Source organism: Planctomycetota bacterium, from assembly GCA_035384565.1.
Lineage (GTDB): Bacteria > Planctomycetota > PUPC01 > DSUN01 > DSUN01 > DAOOIT01.
Window position 1 is genome coordinate 1 of the sequence record DAOOIT010000090.1, and the last position, 19,120, is coordinate 19,120.

Consider the following 19,120-nt stretch of genomic DNA (forward strand, 5'->3'; position numbering starts at 1 on the left):
GCGGCCCGAATCGGCGGCGTCGCAGCCGCACGCGGATTCTCGGACAGGCTCCTAGTTCGCGGGATGCACCCGCCGGCCGCCGAGCCAGGTCTGCTCGACCTCGATGTCCTTCACCGCGTCGAGGGGGCAGGTGAGGATGTCGCGGTCCAGGACGATGAAGTCGGCGAGCTTGCCCTTCTCGAGCGAGCCTTTCTCCTTCTCCTCGAAGGTGAGGAAGGCGTTGTTGATCGTGTAGAGGCGGATGGCCTGCTCGCGGGTGATCGCCTGCTCGGGGCGGAGCGGCTGCTCGGTCCAGCGCGGCTGGCGGGTCAGCGCGGTCCACATCCCCAGGAACGGGTCGTAGGTGTTGATGGAGCGCCGGCGGCCGATCTTCTGCATGTGGTCGGAGCCGCCGCCCACGGTGACGCCGCGCTCGGCGAGGGTCTTGTAGGGCTGGAAGAAGGCGAGGCGCTCGTCGCCGAAGTGGGCGCGCAGCGTGGCGCCGTCGAGGTAGAGCCAGGCGGGCTGGAGGTCGGCCACGATGCCCAGCCGAGCCATCTTCTCGATGGCGGCGGGCGTCATGAAGTTCGCGTGCGACAGGCAGGGGCGGCGCTCGCGCACGGGCAGCTCGGCGTTCACCCGTTCGTAGGCGCCGACGAGCGTCTCCACCGCGCCGTCGCCCACGCAGTGGGCCGTGAGCTGGAGGTCGGCCCGCAGCGCGGCCGCGGCGATGCGGGCCAACTTGTCGGGCTCGACGAACAGGATGCCGCGGTACTCGGGGTCGGTGATCGAGTAGATGGCGCTCGGGCCCCAGGGCTTGAGCAGGTAGGCGCTGCCCGTGAGCATGCCGCCGTCGAGGTAGATTTTCAGCCCGCGGAGCCAGAGCAGGTTGTTGTAGGCGTGCAACGGATGGCTCGCGGCGCGCTGGATGCCCGCCTCGATCTTCTCGAGCGGCCCCTGCGCGTCCACGTAGTAGGTGAGGAACACGCGGCAGGTCAGCGCGCCGTCCTTGAGGAGTTGCTCGTAGAGGCGGAGCGATTCGTCGCCCACGCCGCGGTCGGTCACGCCCGTGATCCCCACCTGGTTGTAGGCGGCGAAGAGGGCCTTCAGGCGTTCGGCGCGGTCCTGGGCCGTGGGGCTCTTGGCGGTGGACCTCGCCTTGATGAAGCGGCCGCAGTTGCGCAGGATGCCGGTCGGCTCGCCCGTGGCGGGGTCGCGCTCGACCTGGCCCGGCTTGCCGTCGGTGATCTGGAAGGCGCGGTCAATCCCGCACAGTTGGAGGGCGAGCGAGTTGAGCGAGGCGTCGGGCCCCGTGCGGAAGGCCACGGGGTGGTCGGGGGCGGCGGCGTCGAGCTCGGCCCGCGTGGGGAAGCGTCGCTCGCGCAACCGGGTGACGAAGACCTGCGAGATGCCGATCCACTCGCCCCTGGGCACCACGGCGGCGCGGGCCTTCACGTAGGCCAGCACGTCGGCGATGCTCTCCATCGCCGGCACCTCGTGGTCGAACTCGAACACCGCGGCGCTGGTCGGGTGCGAATGGGAGTCAATGAGGCCGGGCAGCACGGTCTTGCCCTGGAGGTCGAGCCGCTGGGTCTTCGGGCCGGCGAGGGCGAGCACCTCGGCGTTCGTGCCCACGGCCAGCAGGCGGTCGCCGGCCACAGCCAGGGCCTCGGCGAGGCGGAACTGCGCGTCCACGGTGACGATCTTGCCGCCGTGGAGGATCAGGTCGGCCTGCTGCGCCTGTGCCCGGTTCCGCGAGAGCACCGCGCACGCGAACGCCACCAGGGCCAGCGCCCGAAGCGACATGGCTCACTCCTTGTACTGCGGCTCGCGGTAGCCCGCGCGGAACAGTTGCCGCTTGGTCTTGATGTAGAACCTGTAGTTCTCGTAGGGCACGCTGGAGGGCACGCGGTGGTCAATCGTGGGGATGAAGCCGCCTGTCTCGACCAGGGGCGCGATGCGGAGCAGCTCCCGCTCGATGGCCTGCGGGTTCTCGTTCAGCGGCAGCTTATCCACGCCGCCCACGATGCGCATCGCCTCGCCCGCCAGCTCGCGGATGCGCAGCGGGTCGCTGCCGCCCTTCACCTCGGCCGGGAACATGCAGTTGATGCCGCCCGCCAGGAACTGGTTGAGGATCGGGCACACGTTCCCGTCGCAATCGGTCCACGAAATGTCGCAGCCGTGCTTCTTGAGCACGTTGGTGATCCGCGCGTAGCGGGGCACGATGTACTTGTCGAAGATCCACGGGCTCACGATCGGGCCGGAGTTGAAGCAGATGTCCTCCCAGCCCGCCCCGAAGTCGAACTGCACGTACGGGCAGACCTCTTCGAGGACGACCACGACGCACTGGCAGAGCGTCTCGACGATGTCGTCGAGCATCTCGGGATCGTCGTAGGCCAGGGTGGCGATGCGCTCGAAGCCCATCCAGTTGCGCGGCACGCCGATCATCGAGCCGATGGGCGCGGCGATGGGGTGTTGCGCCGTGCGGTAGCTCGCCAGGTTCTCGTAGAAGGAGGGGTGGATGCGCCCGTCGAGGGTCGGCTGGAGCTTGGCCTTGAACTTCGCCCAGTCGTCGCGGGTCTTCAGGCCGTAGTCGAGGTAGTGCGGGATGGTGCGGATTTCCTTCTTCTTCTGGTGGGCCACCGCGCCCACGCCGTCGCGGGTGATGACGTAGTCGTCGGTCTCCTCGAGGGTTTCGGGCTTGAACACGTCGCCCGTGAGGCCCACGTTGGCCCACACGCCGCCCCAGTTTTCGATGCCGAACCAGGCGTAGGCCTTCGCCTCATTGTCCACCTCGCGGGGCAGGCCCTCCTCGTGCCAGCGGGTGAGCGTGGTGTCCCAGTAGCCGAACTCGAAGAACGGGATGCGGTCCACCTTCTGATAGTGCATCACGCGCTGGAAGCGTTCGCGGACGGACAGCGGCCCGCCGAGCCTCTTCGCGTCGTCGAAGATTGTCGCCAAGGCAAGCTCTCCTGAATCGGGTGGGAAGGGCGGACGGCCACAACCTATCAAGTCGCCTGTCGCCCGTCAAGGGGCAGGGCGGGAGGACGGGGAGACTCTTTCTCGGGAAGGGCTCCAAGGAACGCGTTGGCAAGGGCGTTGGGCCGCACGCGGAAATGGCGAAGATGCGGAGATGGGGGAAATGGGGAAACGGATTGTCGCGCTTTCGCGCGAGAGCGCGACAATTGCGGGCGGCTCACTGCCACGTTGACGCCAGCTGGAAGGGCGGGCGCTGGGGGGCTTACCAACCTCCCGCGGGTTCGCAACCCGCGGGAGGTTCGTGAATCCCGCGTCCAATCTCCCCCGAAGATGAAGAGGCCGCGGAGCGGCCAAGAGGCCCGTCCCCACGCTGAGCGTAGGGACGAGGAAAGGGACCAGAGCGCAGGGACGAGAAGAAGGAGCAGACGTGGGGACGAGGGAAGGGCAAATCATGCTCGCCCCTACGCTCCGCGTGGGGGCGATGATCCGGACGCTCCCGCGTCCAAGCCCAACCTCCCGCGGGTTCGCAACCCGCGGGAGGTTCCTGACGTCCGCGTCCGTTCTTCCCCGAAGAGGAAGAGGCCGCGGAGCGGCCAAGAGGCCCGTCCCCACGCTGAGCGTAGGGACGAGGAAAGGGACCAGAGCGTAGGGGCGAGAGAGGGGAGCAGAGCGTGGGGACGAGGGAAACCACCTACGATTCCAGCCCGCGCCCGCGGCCGGCGGGCGCCGCCTGTCCATGCTGTATCAACCCTGTGAGGGGGAGAGTGATACAGCATGGGTAGATGGGCGAGAATGGGCGATTCTCGTGGCTCCGGCCATATCCGCTCATCTGCGGGATGAGCCAGTATGGCGGCGGGAATGGCCGGAGCGCGTAAGGCATTGGGGCATAGAGGGTTATGGGAAGGTCTCGCGGGCGCCGCAGCCCCTGTCCCACGCTCCCGGCGGCGGCCACGTCAGGATCGCCACACTCTGATGGCCAGGGTTCACTTGCTTGACAGGCGCCCCACTGGCGGCTACGATGCGCGACACACGGGGCGTCCCTTGGAGGAGACGAAGCCATGTCGCACTGGATGGGGGTTGGCGTGGTGTTGTTGCTGATGGCCGCCGCGGCCGGAGCGGCAGGAACGCGGCCCTTGCGGCTGTATGTTTCGCCCGACGGCGATGATGGGTGGACGGGCCGCCGCCCGAGCCGCTCGGTGTTCGGCGGCACGAGCGGGCCGTTCGCGACGATCGCCCGCGCCCGCGACGCGATTCGCGAGCTGCGCAAGGCCGAGGGCGGCCTGACGAGGCCCGTCATCGTCTCGATTCGCGGCGGGAACTACTGCCTCGCGGAGCCGCTGGTGTTCACGCCCGAGGACTCGGGCACGCCCGAGTGCCCGATCACTTACCAGGGCTATCGCGGCGAGCGGCCGCTCCTCAGCGGCGGCGTGGCGGTCGGCGGGTGGAAGGAGACCCAGGTCAGTGGCCAGCGGGCCTGGCAGGCCGAGTTGCCGCAGGCGAGAGAGGGCAAGTGGTACTTCCGCCAGCTCTTCTGCGACTCCGAGCGCCGGCCCCGCACCCGCCTGCCGAAAGAGGGGCTCTACCACTTCACGGGCTTCCTGGGCGAGGACGGCAAGGCGAAGTGGAACGAGGGCCAGACCGCGATGAAGTTCGCCCCGGGCAACCTCCAGGCGTCGTGGGCGGGCCTGAGTGACGTGGAGATCATCGCCCTGCACCTGTGGGCCGAATCGCGCCTGCCCATCGCCAAGGTGGACGAGAAGGAGGGCGTGGTGACGTTCACGCGCAAGAGCGTGTTCAAGCTGGCCGAGGACTTCAAGGCCGACCCCGGGCGCTACTACGTGGAGAACGTGGCCGAGGCCCTCGACACGCCGGGCCAGTGGCACCTCGACCGCGGGACGGGCGTGCTCACCTACCTGCCGCTCAAGGGCGAGAGGCCGCGGGACACCGAGGTGATGGCGCCGCGCCTGGTGCAGCTCGTGCGCTTCGAGGGGAACGCCGACGGCGAGCCGCGCCTCCGCAACCTGCATCTCCAGGGCCTCGCGTTCGCCCACACCGAGTGGACCCTGCCCGCCGACAAGTCGGGCGACGGCCAGGCGATCACGAGCGCGCCCGGGGCGCTCTGGCTCCAGGGCGCCGAAGGCTGCTCGATCCGCGACTGCTCGGTGCAGCACGTGGGCGGCTACGGCATCGAGCTGGCCAAGGGCTGCAAGGGCAACCAGATCGTGGGCAACGACCTCTGGGACCTGGGGGCCGGCGGCATCAAGCTGGGCCACGACACCTCGTTCTCCACCGTCACCGACAACGTCGTCACCCAGGGCGGGCGGATGTTCCCCAGCGCCGTGGGCATCTGGATCGGCCACAGCGGCGACAACACCGTGTGCCACAACCACATCTGCGACCTCTACTACACGGGCATCAGCGTCGGCTGGTCGTGGGGCTACGCGCCCAGCAAGGCCGTGCGCAACGTGATCACGCACAACCACATCCACAACCTCGGCCAGGGCGTGCTCTCCGACATGGGCGGCATCTATTCGCTCGGCGTCAGCCCCGGCACCCGCCTCGCCCACAACCTCATCCACGACGTCGAGTCCCACGCCTACGGCGGCTGGGGCCTCTACACCGACGAGGGCAGCACGGGCATGGTGCTCGAGAACAACGTGGTCTTCAACACCAAGACCGGCGGCTTCCACCAGCACTATGGGCGCGAGAACGTCGTCCAGAACAACGTCTTCGCCTTCGCCAGGGTCGGCCAGCTCCAGCGCACGCGCGACGAGGAGCACATCTCGTTCACCTTCGAGCGCAACATCGTCTATTGGACCGAGGGGCCGCTGCTTCACGGAAGCTGGCGGAACGGCAAGTTCATCTTCGACTACAACCTCTACTGGCAGGCGGCGGGCAAGCCGTTCGACTTCGCGGGCAAGAGCTTCGCCGACTGGCAGAAGGCAGGCTACGACGTGCACAGCCTGGTGGCCGACCCGCTGTTCGTCGCGCCCGAGAGGGGGGACTTCCGCCTCCAGCCTGCCTCGCCGGCGCTCCGGCTCGGCTTCAAGCCGATTGACCTGTCTACGGTGGGGCCCAGACCCCGCGGCGCCCGATGAGCCGTGGCCGGGCCGGGGGGGGACGAGCCTCTCCTGCTTCCGCCGTGCGGCAAGGCCCCCGCCGGGGCCGGGCAGCGGCGGCCCGCCTGGGCCGGGCGCGGGCCCGAATCGTAGGCGGCTGCGGGAGCTCCGAAGGAGCGAAATGAGGTAGCCCGGGGCAACGCCCCGGGAACCAGACCGCCCCCGTGGTAGCCCTGAAAGGGCGGAGTATGGGGCCTCTATCACGCCCTTTCAGGGCTGGACCCGTGGATCCCGCTGAACCCAGGGCGTTGCCCTGGGCTATCCCATGCGAGCCCTTCAGGCTCCAGAGAGAACCACCCTGCCCACAATTCCGGCCCCCCCGGGCCCGCGCGCCGGTTTGACAGATTCGCGGCGGGATTGCTAGAATACACGGCAATTCACGCGCCCTGCCCCTCCAGGAGCCTCCGGGATGGCCATCGAGCTCGCCTACGCGCTCATCACGCCCTACAGCCTGCTCAAGAGCCGCACGGGCGGCATCATCAGCCGCCTGCTCTCGACCGACCTCGAGCTGGAGGCGGCCCGCATGCTCGCACCCAGCGACGAGTTCGTGGACCGCTACAAGGACCTGCTGGTCGCCCAGAACATCCAGCCGCCCATCGGCGAGGCGCTGCTGGACTACTGCGACGCCTACCTGCGGCCGAACAACCGCCTGGGCATCTCGAACCGCGCCCTGCTGCTCCTCTTCCGCGGCGAGAACGCCACCCAGTTGCTCACCGACATCGCGGGGCCGATCGGCCGCGTGCCGCGCGGCGACACGGTGCGCGGCACCTACGGCGACTACGTGCTCGAGCGCGACGGGCGGCTCCACTACTTCGAGCCCGCCTGCCTCATCTGCACCGACCCGCACGCCATGCCCCAGCACCTGCGCGTACTGGCCCAGTTCGCCGACCGCGACGGGGGCATCGTGACCCGGGCCGTGAAGCTGCCCGAGGGCGCGAAGGCCGAGACCACGCTCGTGATCCTGAAGCCCGACAACTTCAAGCGCGGCAGCGCCCGGCCCGGCAACATCGTGGACATGTTCGCCCGCACCGGCCTCTTCATCGTGGGGGCCAAGGTGCTGCATTTCAGCGTGGCCCAGGCCGAGGAGTTCTACGGCCCGCTGCGCAAGATCTTCGTGGACAAGCTGCGGGCCAACGTGGCGCGCCGCGCCGGCGAAGCGCTCCGCGAGGCGTTCGACTTCGACATCCCCGCCGAGGCCATCGAGAAGATCGGCGACATCCTCAAGACCTACAACGCCGAGCACGAGTTCAACCGCATCGTCGAGTACATGGCCGGCCGCAACCCCGCCAAGCTCACCAGCCCCGGCGAGCGCCACCTGCCCGGCCCCGAGAAGTGTCTGGCCCTGCTCTACCACGGCGAGCGCGCCATCGAGAAGATCCGCGACCGCCTCGGCACCACCAACCCCCGCGAGGCCAAGGCCGGCAGCATCCGCTCCGTCTACGGCGACGACCTCATGCGCAACGCGGCCCACGCCTCCGACTCCGTGGCCAACGCCGAACGCGAGCGCCGCATCATCGGCCTCTGGGAGGACACGGCGCCCTGCGACGTGACGACCCTCATCGAGCGGCACCTGGCGGGGGCCCGATGAAGGTCCACCCCCTCAACGTCGGCCCGCTCCAGGCCTGCTGCTACCTCGTCGCGCCCGAAGAGTGGCCCGAGGCGGCGGTGATTGACCCCGGCGGCGACGCCGACTACATCCTCGAGCAGCTCCGCTACCGCAAGCTCGCCCCGCGCCACCTCCTGCTCACCCACGGGCACATAGACCACATCGAGGCGGTGGCCGCGCTCCAGCGGGCCTTCCCGCAGGCCCAGGTGGCCATCCACGCCGCCGACGCCGCCATGCTCCGCGACGCCGACGCCGCGCTCGCCTCCTGGATCGGCCTGCCCTTCCAGCCCTGCGAGCCCGACCGCCTGCTGGGCGACGGCGACACGCTGGCCCTCGGCCCCTCGCTCTTCCACGTGCTCCACACCCCCGGCCACACGCCCGGCAGCGTGTGCTTCCGCCTGCCCCGCGCGGGCCAGCCCGACCTCTTGTTCTGCGGCGACACGCTGTTCGCGGGCGGCATCGGGCGCACCGACTTCCCCGGCGGCAGCTACTCGCAACTCCTCGACAGCATCCGCGACCGCCTCTTCGCCCTGCCCGACGACACGCTCGTCTACCCCGGCCACGGCGAGCCCACCACCATCGGCGAGGAGCGCGCGACGAACCCGTTCCTCCGCTGAAGTCTCCGGCATCCCCGCGCTTTACACGGCGGCCGGCCCGGCTATAATGCCTGGGGGGAGCGGACCCGCAGCCGTTGATTGGAGAGCGACCATGGCCAGGCCGAACGAGCAGGATGGTTTCGGGCGTCGCGACTTCCTCGCCACCGCCGCGGCGGGCGCGGCCGCGGCCCTCGCCGCCGGCCCCGCCGGCGCCGCCGAGCCCGACAAGGCCCCCGCCAAGACCGACCGCAAGATCGATCTCAGCGTCAACCTCGAATTCGTCCGCCACGCCGACAAGTCGTTCGAATACGGCGCCAGGAAGGCCGCCGAACTCGGCTACCGCTACATCGAACCCTGCTTCCTCATGGGCCGCTGCCTCCTCAGCAACGCCGGCTACTGCCACGTGCAGTCGCTCGACCTCGACCCCAACTACTTCAAGGACGTCTGCGGAGGTCTCAAGCTCAGAATCTCCGGCCTCAGCTCCCACTCCGACCTCCTCGACACGTGCTACGGCGTCGAGTACGCCCGCAAGGGCATCATCTACGCCCGCGCCCTGGCCAACCTGGGCCTCTTCGACACCCCGCCCGTCGTGATGATCTGCGAGACCATGTACCCGCCCAAGTGGATGACGCCCGACGACGCCTACGCCATCATGAAGATGAACCTGCGGCCCATGCTCGAGTGTTGCGCCGACAACGGCGTCTACCTGGGCATCGAGCCCCACGGCCCCTACACGGCCAAGCGGGCCTCGATGCTGCGCATCCTCGAGCTGCACGACAGCCCGTGGCTCCGCGTGAACTTCGACACCGGGAACTCGTTCCTCGCCGGCGAGGACCCCTATGCCTTCCTCGAGGCCGTCAAGAGCAAAGTCGTCCACGTCCACGGCAAGGACATCGAGGTCAAGCAGGCCGAGGCCGAGCGCGGCAAGGTCACCGGCACCGCGGTCGGCTGCGCCTGCGGCGACGGTGTGATTGACTGGAAGAAGGTCCTCGGCATCCTGCGGTCCGTCAACTACCAGGGCATCCTCAGCGTCGAGTGCGGCACCGAGGAGCAGGCGGCCCGCAGCATCAAGCACCTGAGGCCGCTGCTCGCATAGGCAGCGCCGGGGCGAGTGCCGGCTTGATCTATCTCTCGTCCCTACGCTCTGCGTGGGGACGCGCCTCTTGGCCGCTCCGCGGCCTTTTCTCTCCCGCGCGCTCCGGAGTGGGAACCTCTCGCGGGTTGCGAACCCGCGGGAGGTTGATGGACGCGGGAGCGTCCGGACGCTCGCCCCCACGCGGAGCATAGGGGCGAAAAGGCAACCGCCAGCTCTCAAGGGCGAAGGGCCCAAGGTCAAGGCGCGTGGTGCGCCACCAGGCGGCGACGCTGTGCCGGGCGCTTGACACTTGGTGGTTGGAGTTTGCTTGGCACTTGACGCTTGGCACTTTCCGCATCTGGCGAGAAACGCGGGCTAGCCCCCGCGCTCGTAGGTTCGGCGCCACCAGCCGCGGCCAATCCGCACCTCGCCCAGCTTGAGGGACCTGCCCTCGATGACCACGGCTCGCTTCACGTTGCCCCCCTCGGTGTCGAGATAGGCCGCCCGCGCGTCGGTGACCAGGGGGCCGAGGCCCTTCGTGTCCACCTCGACCCTCGCGCCCGAGGGGTTGAGGAGGGTCAGCTCGACGCGGCCCTCGGTGGCCACCTTCACGACGGCGAGCCCAGGCTCATCCTTCAACACCTCGACGCCTCTGGCCAGGGGCGTGGCGTCGCGCATCGGAGCGTGGGGGAGGAGGACGCTGACGAACTGGACCCGCTGCCCGGGCGTCACGTCGCCTTCCCAGGCGTAGCGGGTGGCGACCAGGTGGCTCTTGGCGGGGGCGTCAATGGGTTCGGTGGCGACCTCGATCTTCGCGCCGGGCTTCGGGCCGTAGACGAGCAAGAGGTCCCACGGCGGCACGTCGTAGAGGCGGGAGGCCTGGAAGTAATGGCCGTCGAACCAGGTGTTCAGCCAGTTCGGGCCCCTGGGCTCGCCCACGTGCTGGGTGTTCCAGGCGGGGCCGACGGAGGCGCGGAAGGCGTCGTCGAAGGCCGTCTCGTCGCGCAGCACGACGAAGCGGTTCTTGACGAACAGGAACTCGCGGGTGTGCGTGGCTTCGAAGCCCATGTACTTCGAGACCTGCACGCGCGCGTGGGAGGCGAGGGCGTGGTCGGAGAAGGCGGGGACGGTGACCTCCATGCCGGCCCATCCGAGGGGGAGGCCCGGCTTGCCCTTGAAGGGCTTCTTGCCCAGGTAGGTGGCCGTGCCGGAGAGGTCGGCGATGGCGACGGCGTTTTCGCGGCTGACGAATTTCTCGGAGGTCATTTCGGCGAACGAGGCCGAATGGCGCTCCAGCCCCACAATGGCCGTGGGGTTGAGCGGGTCGTGGCGGGGGTAGATTTCGACGAGCATGAAGAGGTCGCCGGGCGCCCAGCCGCTGCGGAAGGCGAGCTTGCTGGGCAGCACGCGCTGCGACATCCACATATTGCAGTCAATGCCCCCCGCTTCGGGGAACATCGCCTTCGCCTCCTTGTCGGTGAGGCGGAGGATTTCCTTGCGGGTGAGGAGCGCCGAAGCGGCGGACGGCTCGACGAGCTTCACCGAGTCGTCGCAGATGAGGCCCGTGAGGGCGATGTCCTCCAGGTTCACGGCGTTGAGGTGGTGGTGGGTGGGCGAGAAGCCGCGGGCCTGGCCGTGGTTGAAGAGGCGGTGGGCCACCCAGCGGTACCGGCCGTCGCGGGTCCACTTGGCGGCGAGTTCGAGGGCCAGGATGCGCGCGCCCGCGGCCGAGTTGTAGCCGCCGCTCGCGCCGTAGGGGATCACGGCGCCGTCGGGCGGCGTCTCGGCCACGAGGCGGTCGAAGAGCTCGCGGGCGCGGCGGTCGCGGAAGACTTCCTTGCGGCCGAGCAGCTCGGAGGAGCGGAGGATGTTGCCCCAGCTCGAGTGGAAGTAGCCGGTGTCGTCGATCCCCACGTCGCGGAAGTTCCACCAGTCGCCCCACACGGCGTCGGCGTAGGCCCGCCACTTCGGCGCGTCGGGCTCGTCGGGGTAGAAGGTCGCAGCGAAGGCGTGGTTGAGGCCCTGGCACTGGCTGCGGTGTTGCGAGCCGCGCCAGAGTCCGTCGCCCGGCCGCCAGGCGCACTGCCACTGCCGCAGGGTGAGCAACAGCTCCTTCGCCCACTGCTCGTCGTCGGGCGTCATGGCGCCCCGCTTGCGCAGCTCGCGGAAGTAGAAGGAGCACAGGGCCGCGCCCTCCATCGAGAAAACGCCTTTCTCCTTCTCCACGCACTGCTTCACCCAGTCGGCGTAGTGGCGGAGGGTCTTCTTGATGCCCTCGGCGAGCTTGGGGTTGCCCTCGAGCGCGTAGACGGCGAGGGCGCCCAGCGCGTGGCGGGGGCCATAGGTGCCGCGGTCGGGGCCGGCCTCGAAGCCCTGGGCCATCGGGCGGACGGCGTCCACGTAGTCCTTGCGTGTCACCGGCTTTCGCGGCACGGTGAGGGAGGCGGGGTCGCGCGGCTGGTAGCGCGCGGCATCAGGAGCCGCGGGCTCCTCGGCGAGGACGGCGGCGGAGATCAGAGCGCCCAGCAGAACTGCCGACAGGGTTCGCATCGTCTTCACCTCTCACGTGGGTCTGGAACATGTGCCACACGCGCCTGGCCGCCTGATGGTAGCGCGGGGACGGGGCCTGGGTCAAGGCTGGGGCGACCCAGCCGAGGCGGTTGCCATGTCTGAGGTTGTTGAACGCAGATCACGTGCGCGCGGTTTCCGAGAACTGTCCCCTACCCCATCCCCCGTCTGGCGATTCATGGCCGTTCCTGAATGTGGCATTCTCTCTGGTGCGATTCCTGCTACTCCGCCCGCGAATCAGTTTGCCGCGGCCGGAACCATGTTGCGTCGGCCAGGACATCAAGCGTAGCCGAAAGCGTCCCGATTGTGGTGGTCTTCGACAAGCTCATGCTCGCCCCTACGCTCCGTCACCTTCTCTTTCTCGCCCCTACGCTCCGCGTGGGGGCGGAGATCCGGACGCTCCCGCGTCCAACCCCCAACCTCCCGCGGGTTGCGGACCCGCGGGAGGTTCCCGTTCCGGCGCGCGCGGAAGAGAAGAGGCCGCGGAGCGGCCAGGAAGCCCGTCCCCACGCAGAGCGTAGGGACGAGAAATAAGGAGCGGCGCGTGGGGACGAGGGAGGCCGCAGCGGGGGCCTCCCTCCCGAAGGTTCCAATACCTTCGGGAGGGTAACAGGAAGGGCGAGCGCCGGGGCCTTACCCTCCCGAACGTATTGGGTACGTGTCTAGCCTTGTTGTGTGGCGAGTGAGAGGCGGGAGGCGCGTGCGCGCAGCGAATTGTCGCGCTTTCGCGCGAAAGCGCGACGGTCCCACGCCCCCGCAAGGGCCGGAGTCGTACGCCGCAACACGGGCTGGCCCGTCAAGCCCACACCCCGTACGCCGCGGGTTGAAACGCCGAGGACCTTCTCGTAGACTGCGGGCAACCCAACTTGCGGAGGACCGTCCATGAGAGCTCTCGCGGGACGCCTGGCGGCCGTGGCCGTCGCCGTTGCGAACGCACATGCCATCGCGGCCACATATCATGTGGCGCCACAGGCGAAGAACGCCGCCGACACCAACGCAGGCAGCGAGGGAGAGCCGTGGAAGACGATCGCCCGCGCCGCGGCCGCCGCCGAGCTGAAGCCGGGCGACACGGTGCTCATCCACGCCGGCATCTACCGCGAGCACGTGGCCATCAAGGTCTCGGGCGAGAGGGGCCGCCCCATCACCTTCGCCGCCGCTCCGGGCGGCCGCGTGGTGATCAAAGGCTCCGAGGCCGTGAAGGGCCGCTGGACACGCCTCTCCGACAACCCGCCGATGCCGGAGCCGTACCCCAACGCCTTCAGCGGCGTGTGGAAGGTCACGCTCGGCGAGGAGTTCTTCACCGACGCCTTCTTCCAGGGCTGCTACAACGACAAGAGCCGCCGCTGGGTCTCGCAGGTCTTCGTGCAGGACGATGTGCCGCTCCAGCGGATCGGCCTCGACCCGATCTACAAGAACGACGAGTATCTGAAGCTCACCACGGTGGGCCGCGGCCTGGCCGACCTGATCGAGGACTCCTTCTGGTTCGACCCCGCCGACCAGACGCTCTACGTCAAGATGGCGGGCGAGCCGGGATGGTTCTGCATCGAGGTGGGCGTGCGCGGCTTCACCCTCACGGCGCAGAACGTGCACGACGTGGTGATCCGCGGCCTCGAGTTCCGCCACAACCGCCAGCCCGGCGGCCAGTGGGCCATGGCCAGCGTCGGCCAGTGCGAGCGCATCACCGTCGAGGACTGCCGCTTCTATCTCAGCGACTTCTGCGGACTCGGCATCGGGAGGTGCAAGGACTCCGCCGTCCGCCGCTGCGATCTGTCGTTCAACGGCAACACGGGCCTGGGCATGGGCGAGTGCGAGGACACGGTGGTGGAGGACTGCGCGCTGCTGTTCAACAACTACCGCCGCTTCCACGCGGGCTGGCACTGCGGGGGAATGAAGTGCATCCCGCGCAACCGCCGCTGCACCGTGCAGCGCTGCGAGGCGGCCTACAACATCGCCTGCGACGGCATCTGGTTCGACGCCGAGAACGCCGACATCCGCATCCTGTCGAACGTCGCGCACCACAACGGGGGTAGCGGCATCTTCTTCGAGATCAACAAGGGCGGCGGCATCATCGCCGACAACCTGGTCTACGCCAACCGCGGCCGCGGCATCTACATCTCGGGCTCGCAGAACACCTGGGTCGTCCACAACACCGTCGCTGCCAACGGCTCGGGAATCGTGTGCATGCCGCGCGGCGACGACTGGCCGCTCGGGAACGTCCGCGTGCTCAACAACCTGCTTCTCCGCAACTACATCGCCGGCGAGGGCCACGCCCGCGGCTGCGACCTCACGCTCTACATGGGCTGCCCAGGCAACACCTATCAGCGGACCGTCGCCAGCAATCACTCGGACTATAATGTCTACGCCGAGGGCGCGTGGCCGCCCACGATGCGGCACTCGTGGAACCCCGACAACACCCTGGCCGAATGGCGGCAGCGCTTCGGCGAGGACGCCCACTCGAAGCAAATGCCCATCGAGTATGAGAGGAAAGGCACCGGCTTCCGCCTGCTCACCCGCAGCGGCTTGCGCGTCGCGCGTCGCCTGCCCACAGAGCTCCCCTGGCGCGCCCCCTCCCCGAGCCGCGTCGGCTCCTCCCTCACCCAATGGCCGTAGGCGGCCCGTTACGCTCCCACCCATAGTGTCATCCGCCGCCGCGGTTCTACCCATCAAGGCGCACCTCCCAGACCGCCGTCTGGCGAGGGGCGTCAACCGCGTGGGGACAGCACGCAGCGTGTCAGGTGCCGGGCGAGTTGACAGGCTCCGCAACCTTCCCTACACTCGCGCCGCGCCGACAGCGCCGATGCGAGCCTGCATGCGACACGGAGGAGCCACATGCCTGATATCAGCCGACGCGACCTCTTGCGGGCAGGCGGCGCCTGCCTGGGGGCCATGGCCCTCGGACGAGCCGGTCGAGCGGCCGCGGCCGATGCCCGTGTCGCACAACGGCCCAACATCGTTTTCATCCTCGCCGACGATCTGGGCTACGGCGACCTGGGCTGCTACGGGGCGACGAGGATCCAGACGCCCCACTGCGACGGCCTGGCGCGCAGCGGCGTGCGCTTCACCGACGCGCACTCGCCCTCGGCCGTGTGCACGCCGACGCGCTACGCCTTCCTGACCGGCGAATACGCCTGGCGCAAGCCGGGCACAGGCATCCTGCCCGGCATCGCGGCGCTGATCATCGAGCCGGGGCGCCTCACGGTGCCCGCGCTGCTCCAGAAGGCAGGCTACGCCACGGGCATCGTGGGCAAGTGGCACCTGGGCCTCGGGGCCACGGCCCCGACCGACTACAACGGCGAGATCAGGCCCGGCCCGCTCGAGGTGGGCTTCGACTATGCCTGGATCATCCCCGCCACCGGCGACCGCACGCCGTGCGTGTGGGTCGAGAATCACCGGGTCGTCGGGCTCGACCCGAGCGACCCGATCCGCCTCGATTACTCGGTGAAGCGCGGCGAGCCGAAGTCGTTTGTCGGCGGCATCCCGCGCATCGGCGGCCAGACCGGCGGCACGGCCGCGCTCTGGAAGGACGACGAGATCGCCGACGTCCTGGCGAAGAAGGCCGATGCCTTCATCGAGAAGCACAGGGACAAGCCGTTCTTCCTCTACCTCTCCACGCACGACATCCACGTGCCGCGCGTGCCGCATGCCCGCTTCCGAGGCACGAGCCAGGCCGGCGTGCGCGGCGACGCCGTGCACTCGTTCGACTGGACGGTCGGCCAGGTGCTCGCCACGCTCGAGCGCCTGAAGCTCGCCGACAACACGCTGCTGATCGTGACGAGCGACAACGGGGGCGCACTCGACACCAACGGCCCCGACCACGTGAACTCGGGCACCGTGGAGACGAACAACGGCCATCTGCACAACGGGCCGCTGCGCGCCGGCAAGGGCAGCGCCTACGAGGGCGGCACCCGCGTCCCCTTCCTCGTGCGGTGGCCCGGCCGCGTCAAGGCCGGCGTCTCCGACGAACTCCTCTGCCACGTGGACATGCTGGCGACCTTCGCCGCGCTGACGGGGCAGGCGCTGCCCGCCGACGCCGCGCCCGATAGCTTCGATGTGCTGCCCGCGCTCCTGGGCGAGAAGCCCGAGAAGCCGTGCCGCGACCACCTGATCGTCCACGGCAACGGGCTCGCGATCCGGAAGGGGCCGTGGAAGCTCATCGCCCGCGGTCCGGCCGGCGCCGCCAAGGGGAAGAAGGGCGGCGGGGGGCCCGAACTCTACAACCTGGCCGACGACCTCGGCGAGACGAAGAACCTCGCCGCCCAGCGCCCGGACCTGGTCAAGGAGCTATCGGACCTCCTCGAGCAGGTGCGCGAGCGCGGCCGCAGCCGGCCGTGACCCGCTGCCCGCGCTCACTCCGCCAGTTCCAGTACAATGGACTTCATGATCGGCGCCGCGGCGCACTGGATGGTGTAGGTGTCCTTGGGGGATTTCGCCACGTGCACGTCGCGCTTCTCGGCCCCGCCTTCCGTCCAGACGTAGGTGATCTTGACGGGGCGGAAGCCGGCGGCCGGCGCCGCGTAGTCGGCGTCAATGCGGAAGTCGAAGATGCACAGCGTGTTGTACTGCCGGGTGCTCTGGAAGCGCACGAGGGCCTTCCGGACGCCCTTCGGCACGCTCTCCAGGGTGAAGTACTTGGTGTTGCCCGGGGTGGGGCCTGGGAGCTTGCCGATCTCGGCCCAGGTCTTGCCGTCGTCGAACGAGGCCTGGAGCATCCAGCCCTCGCGCTTGTCGCGGGCGCGGTAGTGGGCGCCGCCGCGGAGGCGCACGAGGTCGCCGGGCGTCTCGACGGGGAAGGTGATGCTGCCGCCCTTCTCGTCGTACTCCTTCACACGGAACTGCCTGTGGTCGGCGCCCTTGAACTCGGGGTGGAAGTCGGCGGCGATGAGTTGCTTGGGCTTGACGTCGGGGTTGGTCGCGCCCTCGATGGTGATCGTGCCCTCTTGCGGCCCGGCGGCGAAGGTGATCTTGTTCTCGCCCTCGGCGAGGGCGGGCAGCGGGCACTGCGAGTGCTGGATGTCGTGGGTGAGTTTCAAGCTGTCGAGGCCGGTGCCTTCGCCCTGAAGCTCGAACTTGAGGCGGTAGTCGTAGCGGCGGAAGATGTGGGGCTTGAGGTCGAGCTTCTTGAGACCCGTGGCCGTGACCTTCTCCAGTTCCTTCCAGTCGAGGCCGTTGTTGTCGGATAGACCAACCGTGATGCTGCCGCCTGGCCCGATGATGGCCTGGAAGATGGCCTCGCCGCCGAGGTAAACGTAGGATGACGGCATGCGGAGGATGAGGACGCCCGGCTTCGCGGGGTCTTTCGCGCCCAGGGCGGGGGCCTTGCTTGCCGCGCCGAGGTTGTCGGCGGCCAGCGCGGCGGCGAGGAAGGCGGGGTCGCTGAGCGGCGCCTCGTACTCGAGGGTGCCGTTGCCGATGCGGCCGGGGGCGATGTCGCCCAGCTTGCGCTGGAGGCTCAGGCCGTTGCGGTCGTTCAGGATGTTGCCGGGGCCCTCGCCGCTGCCATCCATGTTGATGTGCAGGCCCTTGTTGAACCAGTTGCGGGTGAGGCGTTCGCCGGGGCGGAGGGCGAGGTTGAGCTGGTAGCCCTGCGAGTAGCCGTATTCATAGGGATGGTGCCGGTCGGCCCGGTCGTACTCGATCATCGTGGAGGACCAGCCGTGCCAGCCGGCGGCGTTGGGGCCATCCTCGCTGTAGCTCTCGGAGGTGGCGAGGAGGGCGGGGCCTGCCTTGCGCCAGTTGCCCTTGGCGGCGAACTTGCGCAGCTTGGCGTCGTCGCCGCGATAGCCGGGGTTGGCCGCGTGCCACTCGCCTACGGCCTTCTGGAGGTCGGCCACGCTGGCGATGGACTTGTCGGGGTTGCGGAAGTAGTTCATCAGCGAGCCGTCGAGGAGGTGCCAGGCATTGTCGTAGTAGACCTCGGGCACGCTGTGGAGCGTGATGGCCCAGCCGCGCGCGTCCCAGCCGATGTAGCGGGCAAGCTGCTCCGTGTTCGCCGACGCGCAGCAGCACATGCCGTAGCCGTAGACGTGAATGGTCTTCATCACGTCGTGGACGTTGCCCTCTTGCTGGAGGAACTCGTTGGGCGGGGCGGTTTGGTGGCGGTACTTCACCACCGTCTTCCAGATGGCAAGGGCCTTCTCGTCGTTCGACATGCTGTCCTTGATGCACGAGCGCTTCCAGTCCTCGAGGCTGGACACGTCGTCCACCTTGTCCGAGACGACCTTGATGTTGCACACCACGCCGACGGGCCTCTCGGCAGCGGCGGCCGTCCAGCCAAGCGCCGCCATTGCGAGCCCCAGCGCGATCCCCAACCAGAGCCTTCCTGTCGTCCTCACGCCTAGGTTCCTTTCTGCATGCTAGAGGCCCAACTCCGAACCCACGGCTACGAGTATACCGCGAGCGTCACGGGATTCAAAGCGGCGCAGACGGGGTGCAGGCCGGAATCGTAGGTGGTTTCTGATGCGAGAATCCCCGGAATAGGGGAGGGCCCGCGGCAGAGGTAGCCGCGAGCGTCCCGCTTGCGGCTCGCTTCATCCGTTCGACAAGCGGGACGCTTGTCGCTACGAGAGTCCGCAACGGAAACTACCTACAGAGATGGCCCACCCCCACGCAGGCGCGGTTGATCTCCCCACGGCCGGGCACTATCATACCCTAGAGGTAGCGCCCTCCTCCGCCACTTGCAGCAGGAGAATACGGCATGGTGCTCTGCCCCAGGGTCGCCGTCTGGTTGGTTGCGCTGTCCCTTGTCATTGCGTCGGGCGCTCGGGCCGAAGACAAGAACCTGCTCGACGACCCCTCCTTCGAGCTGACGAAGGAGAAGGACCGCTGGGGCCTCGTCTTCCAGAAATGGGGCGGGTGGAAATACGAAGGGGAATGCGAGTTTCGCGTGGGCACGATCGCCCGCACGGGGAAACACTCGTTCTTGTTCTTCGGCGGCGCCGCGCCCAAGATCCGCAATCGCCAGGAGGTCGAGCTGGAGCCCGGCCGGTACCAGGTGACGGCCTACCTCCGCGGACTCGACATTGGCCTGGGCACGTGGAACATGACGACCGAGCTGATGTTCAACGATAAGTACATCCAGCTCGGGAAGAACGGGACGTTTGGGTGGACGAAGCTGACCTATGTGGCCGACGTGAAGGAGAAGAAGAAGGTCGCCCTCTCCTTCGGGCTGATGGCGCCGGGCTACTTCTGGGTGGACGAC

Annotated in this window: 11 protein-coding genes; 7 read left to right on the forward strand and 4 right to left on the reverse strand. The window is 68.7% G+C overall.

Features of this window, described 5'->3' with window-relative positions; genetic code table 11:
• Positions 1-51: 51 nt before the first annotated feature.
• On the reverse strand, positions 52-1,785 hold the full coding sequence (locus PLE19_21515; protein ID HPD17524.1) for an amidohydrolase: 1,734 nt from the start codon (positions 1,783-1,785) through the stop codon (positions 52-54).
• A gap of 3 nt (positions 1,786-1,788) precedes the next feature.
• Positions 1,789-2,940 carry a uroporphyrinogen decarboxylase family protein gene (locus PLE19_21520; protein HPD17525.1) on the reverse strand — a complete coding sequence of 384 codons (1,152 nt, stop codon included), beginning with the start codon at positions 2,938-2,940 and terminating at the stop codon, positions 1,789-1,791.
• A gap of 1,076 nt (positions 2,941-4,016) precedes the next feature.
• On the opposite strand from PLE19_21520, the gene PLE19_21525 reads away from it, so the two are divergent.
• From PLE19_21525 to PLE19_21540, 4 genes are all read left to right on the forward strand, one after another.
• Positions 4,017-6,056: a right-handed parallel beta-helix repeat-containing protein gene (locus tag PLE19_21525; protein HPD17526.1), complete on the forward strand. Its 2,040-nt coding sequence runs from the start codon at positions 4,017-4,019 to the stop codon at positions 6,054-6,056.
• A 430-nt stretch (positions 6,057-6,486) separates the two neighbouring features.
• Entirely contained in the window at positions 6,487-7,665 is a 1,179-nt protein-coding gene (locus PLE19_21530) for a nucleoside-diphosphate kinase (protein HPD17527.1), read from the forward strand.
• Positions 7,662-8,300, forward strand: coding sequence for an MBL fold metallo-hydrolase (locus PLE19_21535; GenBank protein ID HPD17528.1), 639 nt, complete (start codon positions 7,662-7,664; stop codon positions 8,298-8,300). The genes PLE19_21530 and PLE19_21535 overlap by 4 nt, the downstream gene beginning before the upstream one ends.
• A 91-nt stretch (positions 8,301-8,391) precedes the next feature.
• Complete coding sequence (locus PLE19_21540) at positions 8,392-9,375, forward strand: sugar phosphate isomerase/epimerase (GenBank protein HPD17529.1); 984 nt, start codon at positions 8,392-8,394, stop codon at positions 9,373-9,375.
• 354 nt (positions 9,376-9,729) lie between these two features.
• On the opposite strand, the gene PLE19_21545 is transcribed toward PLE19_21540, so the two are convergent.
• The gene (locus tag PLE19_21545) at positions 9,730-11,904 is read right to left on the reverse strand and encodes a hypothetical protein (GenBank protein ID HPD17530.1); all 2,175 of its coding nucleotides are present in this window, start codon (positions 11,902-11,904) and stop codon (positions 9,730-9,732) included.
• 900 nt (positions 11,905-12,804) lie between these two features.
• On the opposite strand from PLE19_21545, the gene PLE19_21550 reads away from it, so the two are divergent.
• Both PLE19_21550 and PLE19_21555 read left to right on the forward strand, forming a co-directional pair.
• Positions 12,805-14,532, forward strand: coding sequence for a right-handed parallel beta-helix repeat-containing protein (locus PLE19_21550; protein ID HPD17531.1), 1,728 nt, complete (start codon positions 12,805-12,807; stop codon positions 14,530-14,532).
• Between the two features lie 219 nt (positions 14,533-14,751).
• A complete protein-coding gene (locus tag PLE19_21555; protein ID HPD17532.1) occupies positions 14,752-16,254 on the forward strand; it encodes an arylsulfatase in 1,503 nt (500 codons plus the stop codon).
• 14 nt (positions 16,255-16,268) lie between these two features.
• On the opposite strand, the gene PLE19_21560 is transcribed toward PLE19_21555, so the two are convergent.
• Positions 16,269-18,206, reverse strand: a complete 1,938-nt coding sequence (locus PLE19_21560; protein ID HPD17533.1) for a hypothetical protein — start codon at positions 18,204-18,206, stop codon at positions 16,269-16,271.
• 410 nt (positions 18,207-18,616) lie between these two features.
• Between PLE19_21560 and PLE19_21565 the strand changes: the two genes are divergently transcribed.
• Positions 18,617-19,120, forward strand: a 504-nt coding sequence (locus PLE19_21565; protein HPD17534.1) for a hypothetical protein, incomplete at its 3' end; no start/stop codon positions are given.

Bases quoted from the DNA above. Each gene is read 5' to 3' on its own strand.
- PLE19_21515 (HPD17524.1), bottom strand. From the start codon at position 1,785: ATGTCGCTTCGGGCGCTGGCCCTGGTGGCGTTCGCGTGCGCGGTGCTC.
- PLE19_21525 (HPD17526.1), top strand. From the start codon at position 4,017: ATGTCGCACTGGATGGGGGTTGGCGTGGTGTTGTTGCTGATGGCCGCC.
- PLE19_21530 (HPD17527.1), top strand. From the start codon at position 6,487: ATGGCCATCGAGCTCGCCTACGCGCTCATCACGCCCTACAGCCTGCTC.
- PLE19_21535 (HPD17528.1), top strand. From the start codon at position 7,662: ATGAAGGTCCACCCCCTCAACGTCGGCCCGCTCCAGGCCTGCTGCTAC.
- PLE19_21540 (HPD17529.1), top strand. From the start codon at position 8,392: ATGGCCAGGCCGAACGAGCAGGATGGTTTCGGGCGTCGCGACTTCCTC.
- PLE19_21545 (HPD17530.1), bottom strand. From the start codon at position 11,904: ATGCGAACCCTGTCGGCAGTTCTGCTGGGCGCTCTGATCTCCGCCGCC.
- PLE19_21550 (HPD17531.1), top strand. From the start codon at position 12,805: ATGAGAGCTCTCGCGGGACGCCTGGCGGCCGTGGCCGTCGCCGTTGCG.
- PLE19_21555 (HPD17532.1), top strand. From the start codon at position 14,752: ATGCCTGATATCAGCCGACGCGACCTCTTGCGGGCAGGCGGCGCCTGC.
- PLE19_21560 (HPD17533.1), bottom strand. From the start codon at position 18,206: ATGGCGGCGCTTGGCTGGACGGCCGCCGCTGCCGAGAGGCCCGTCGGC.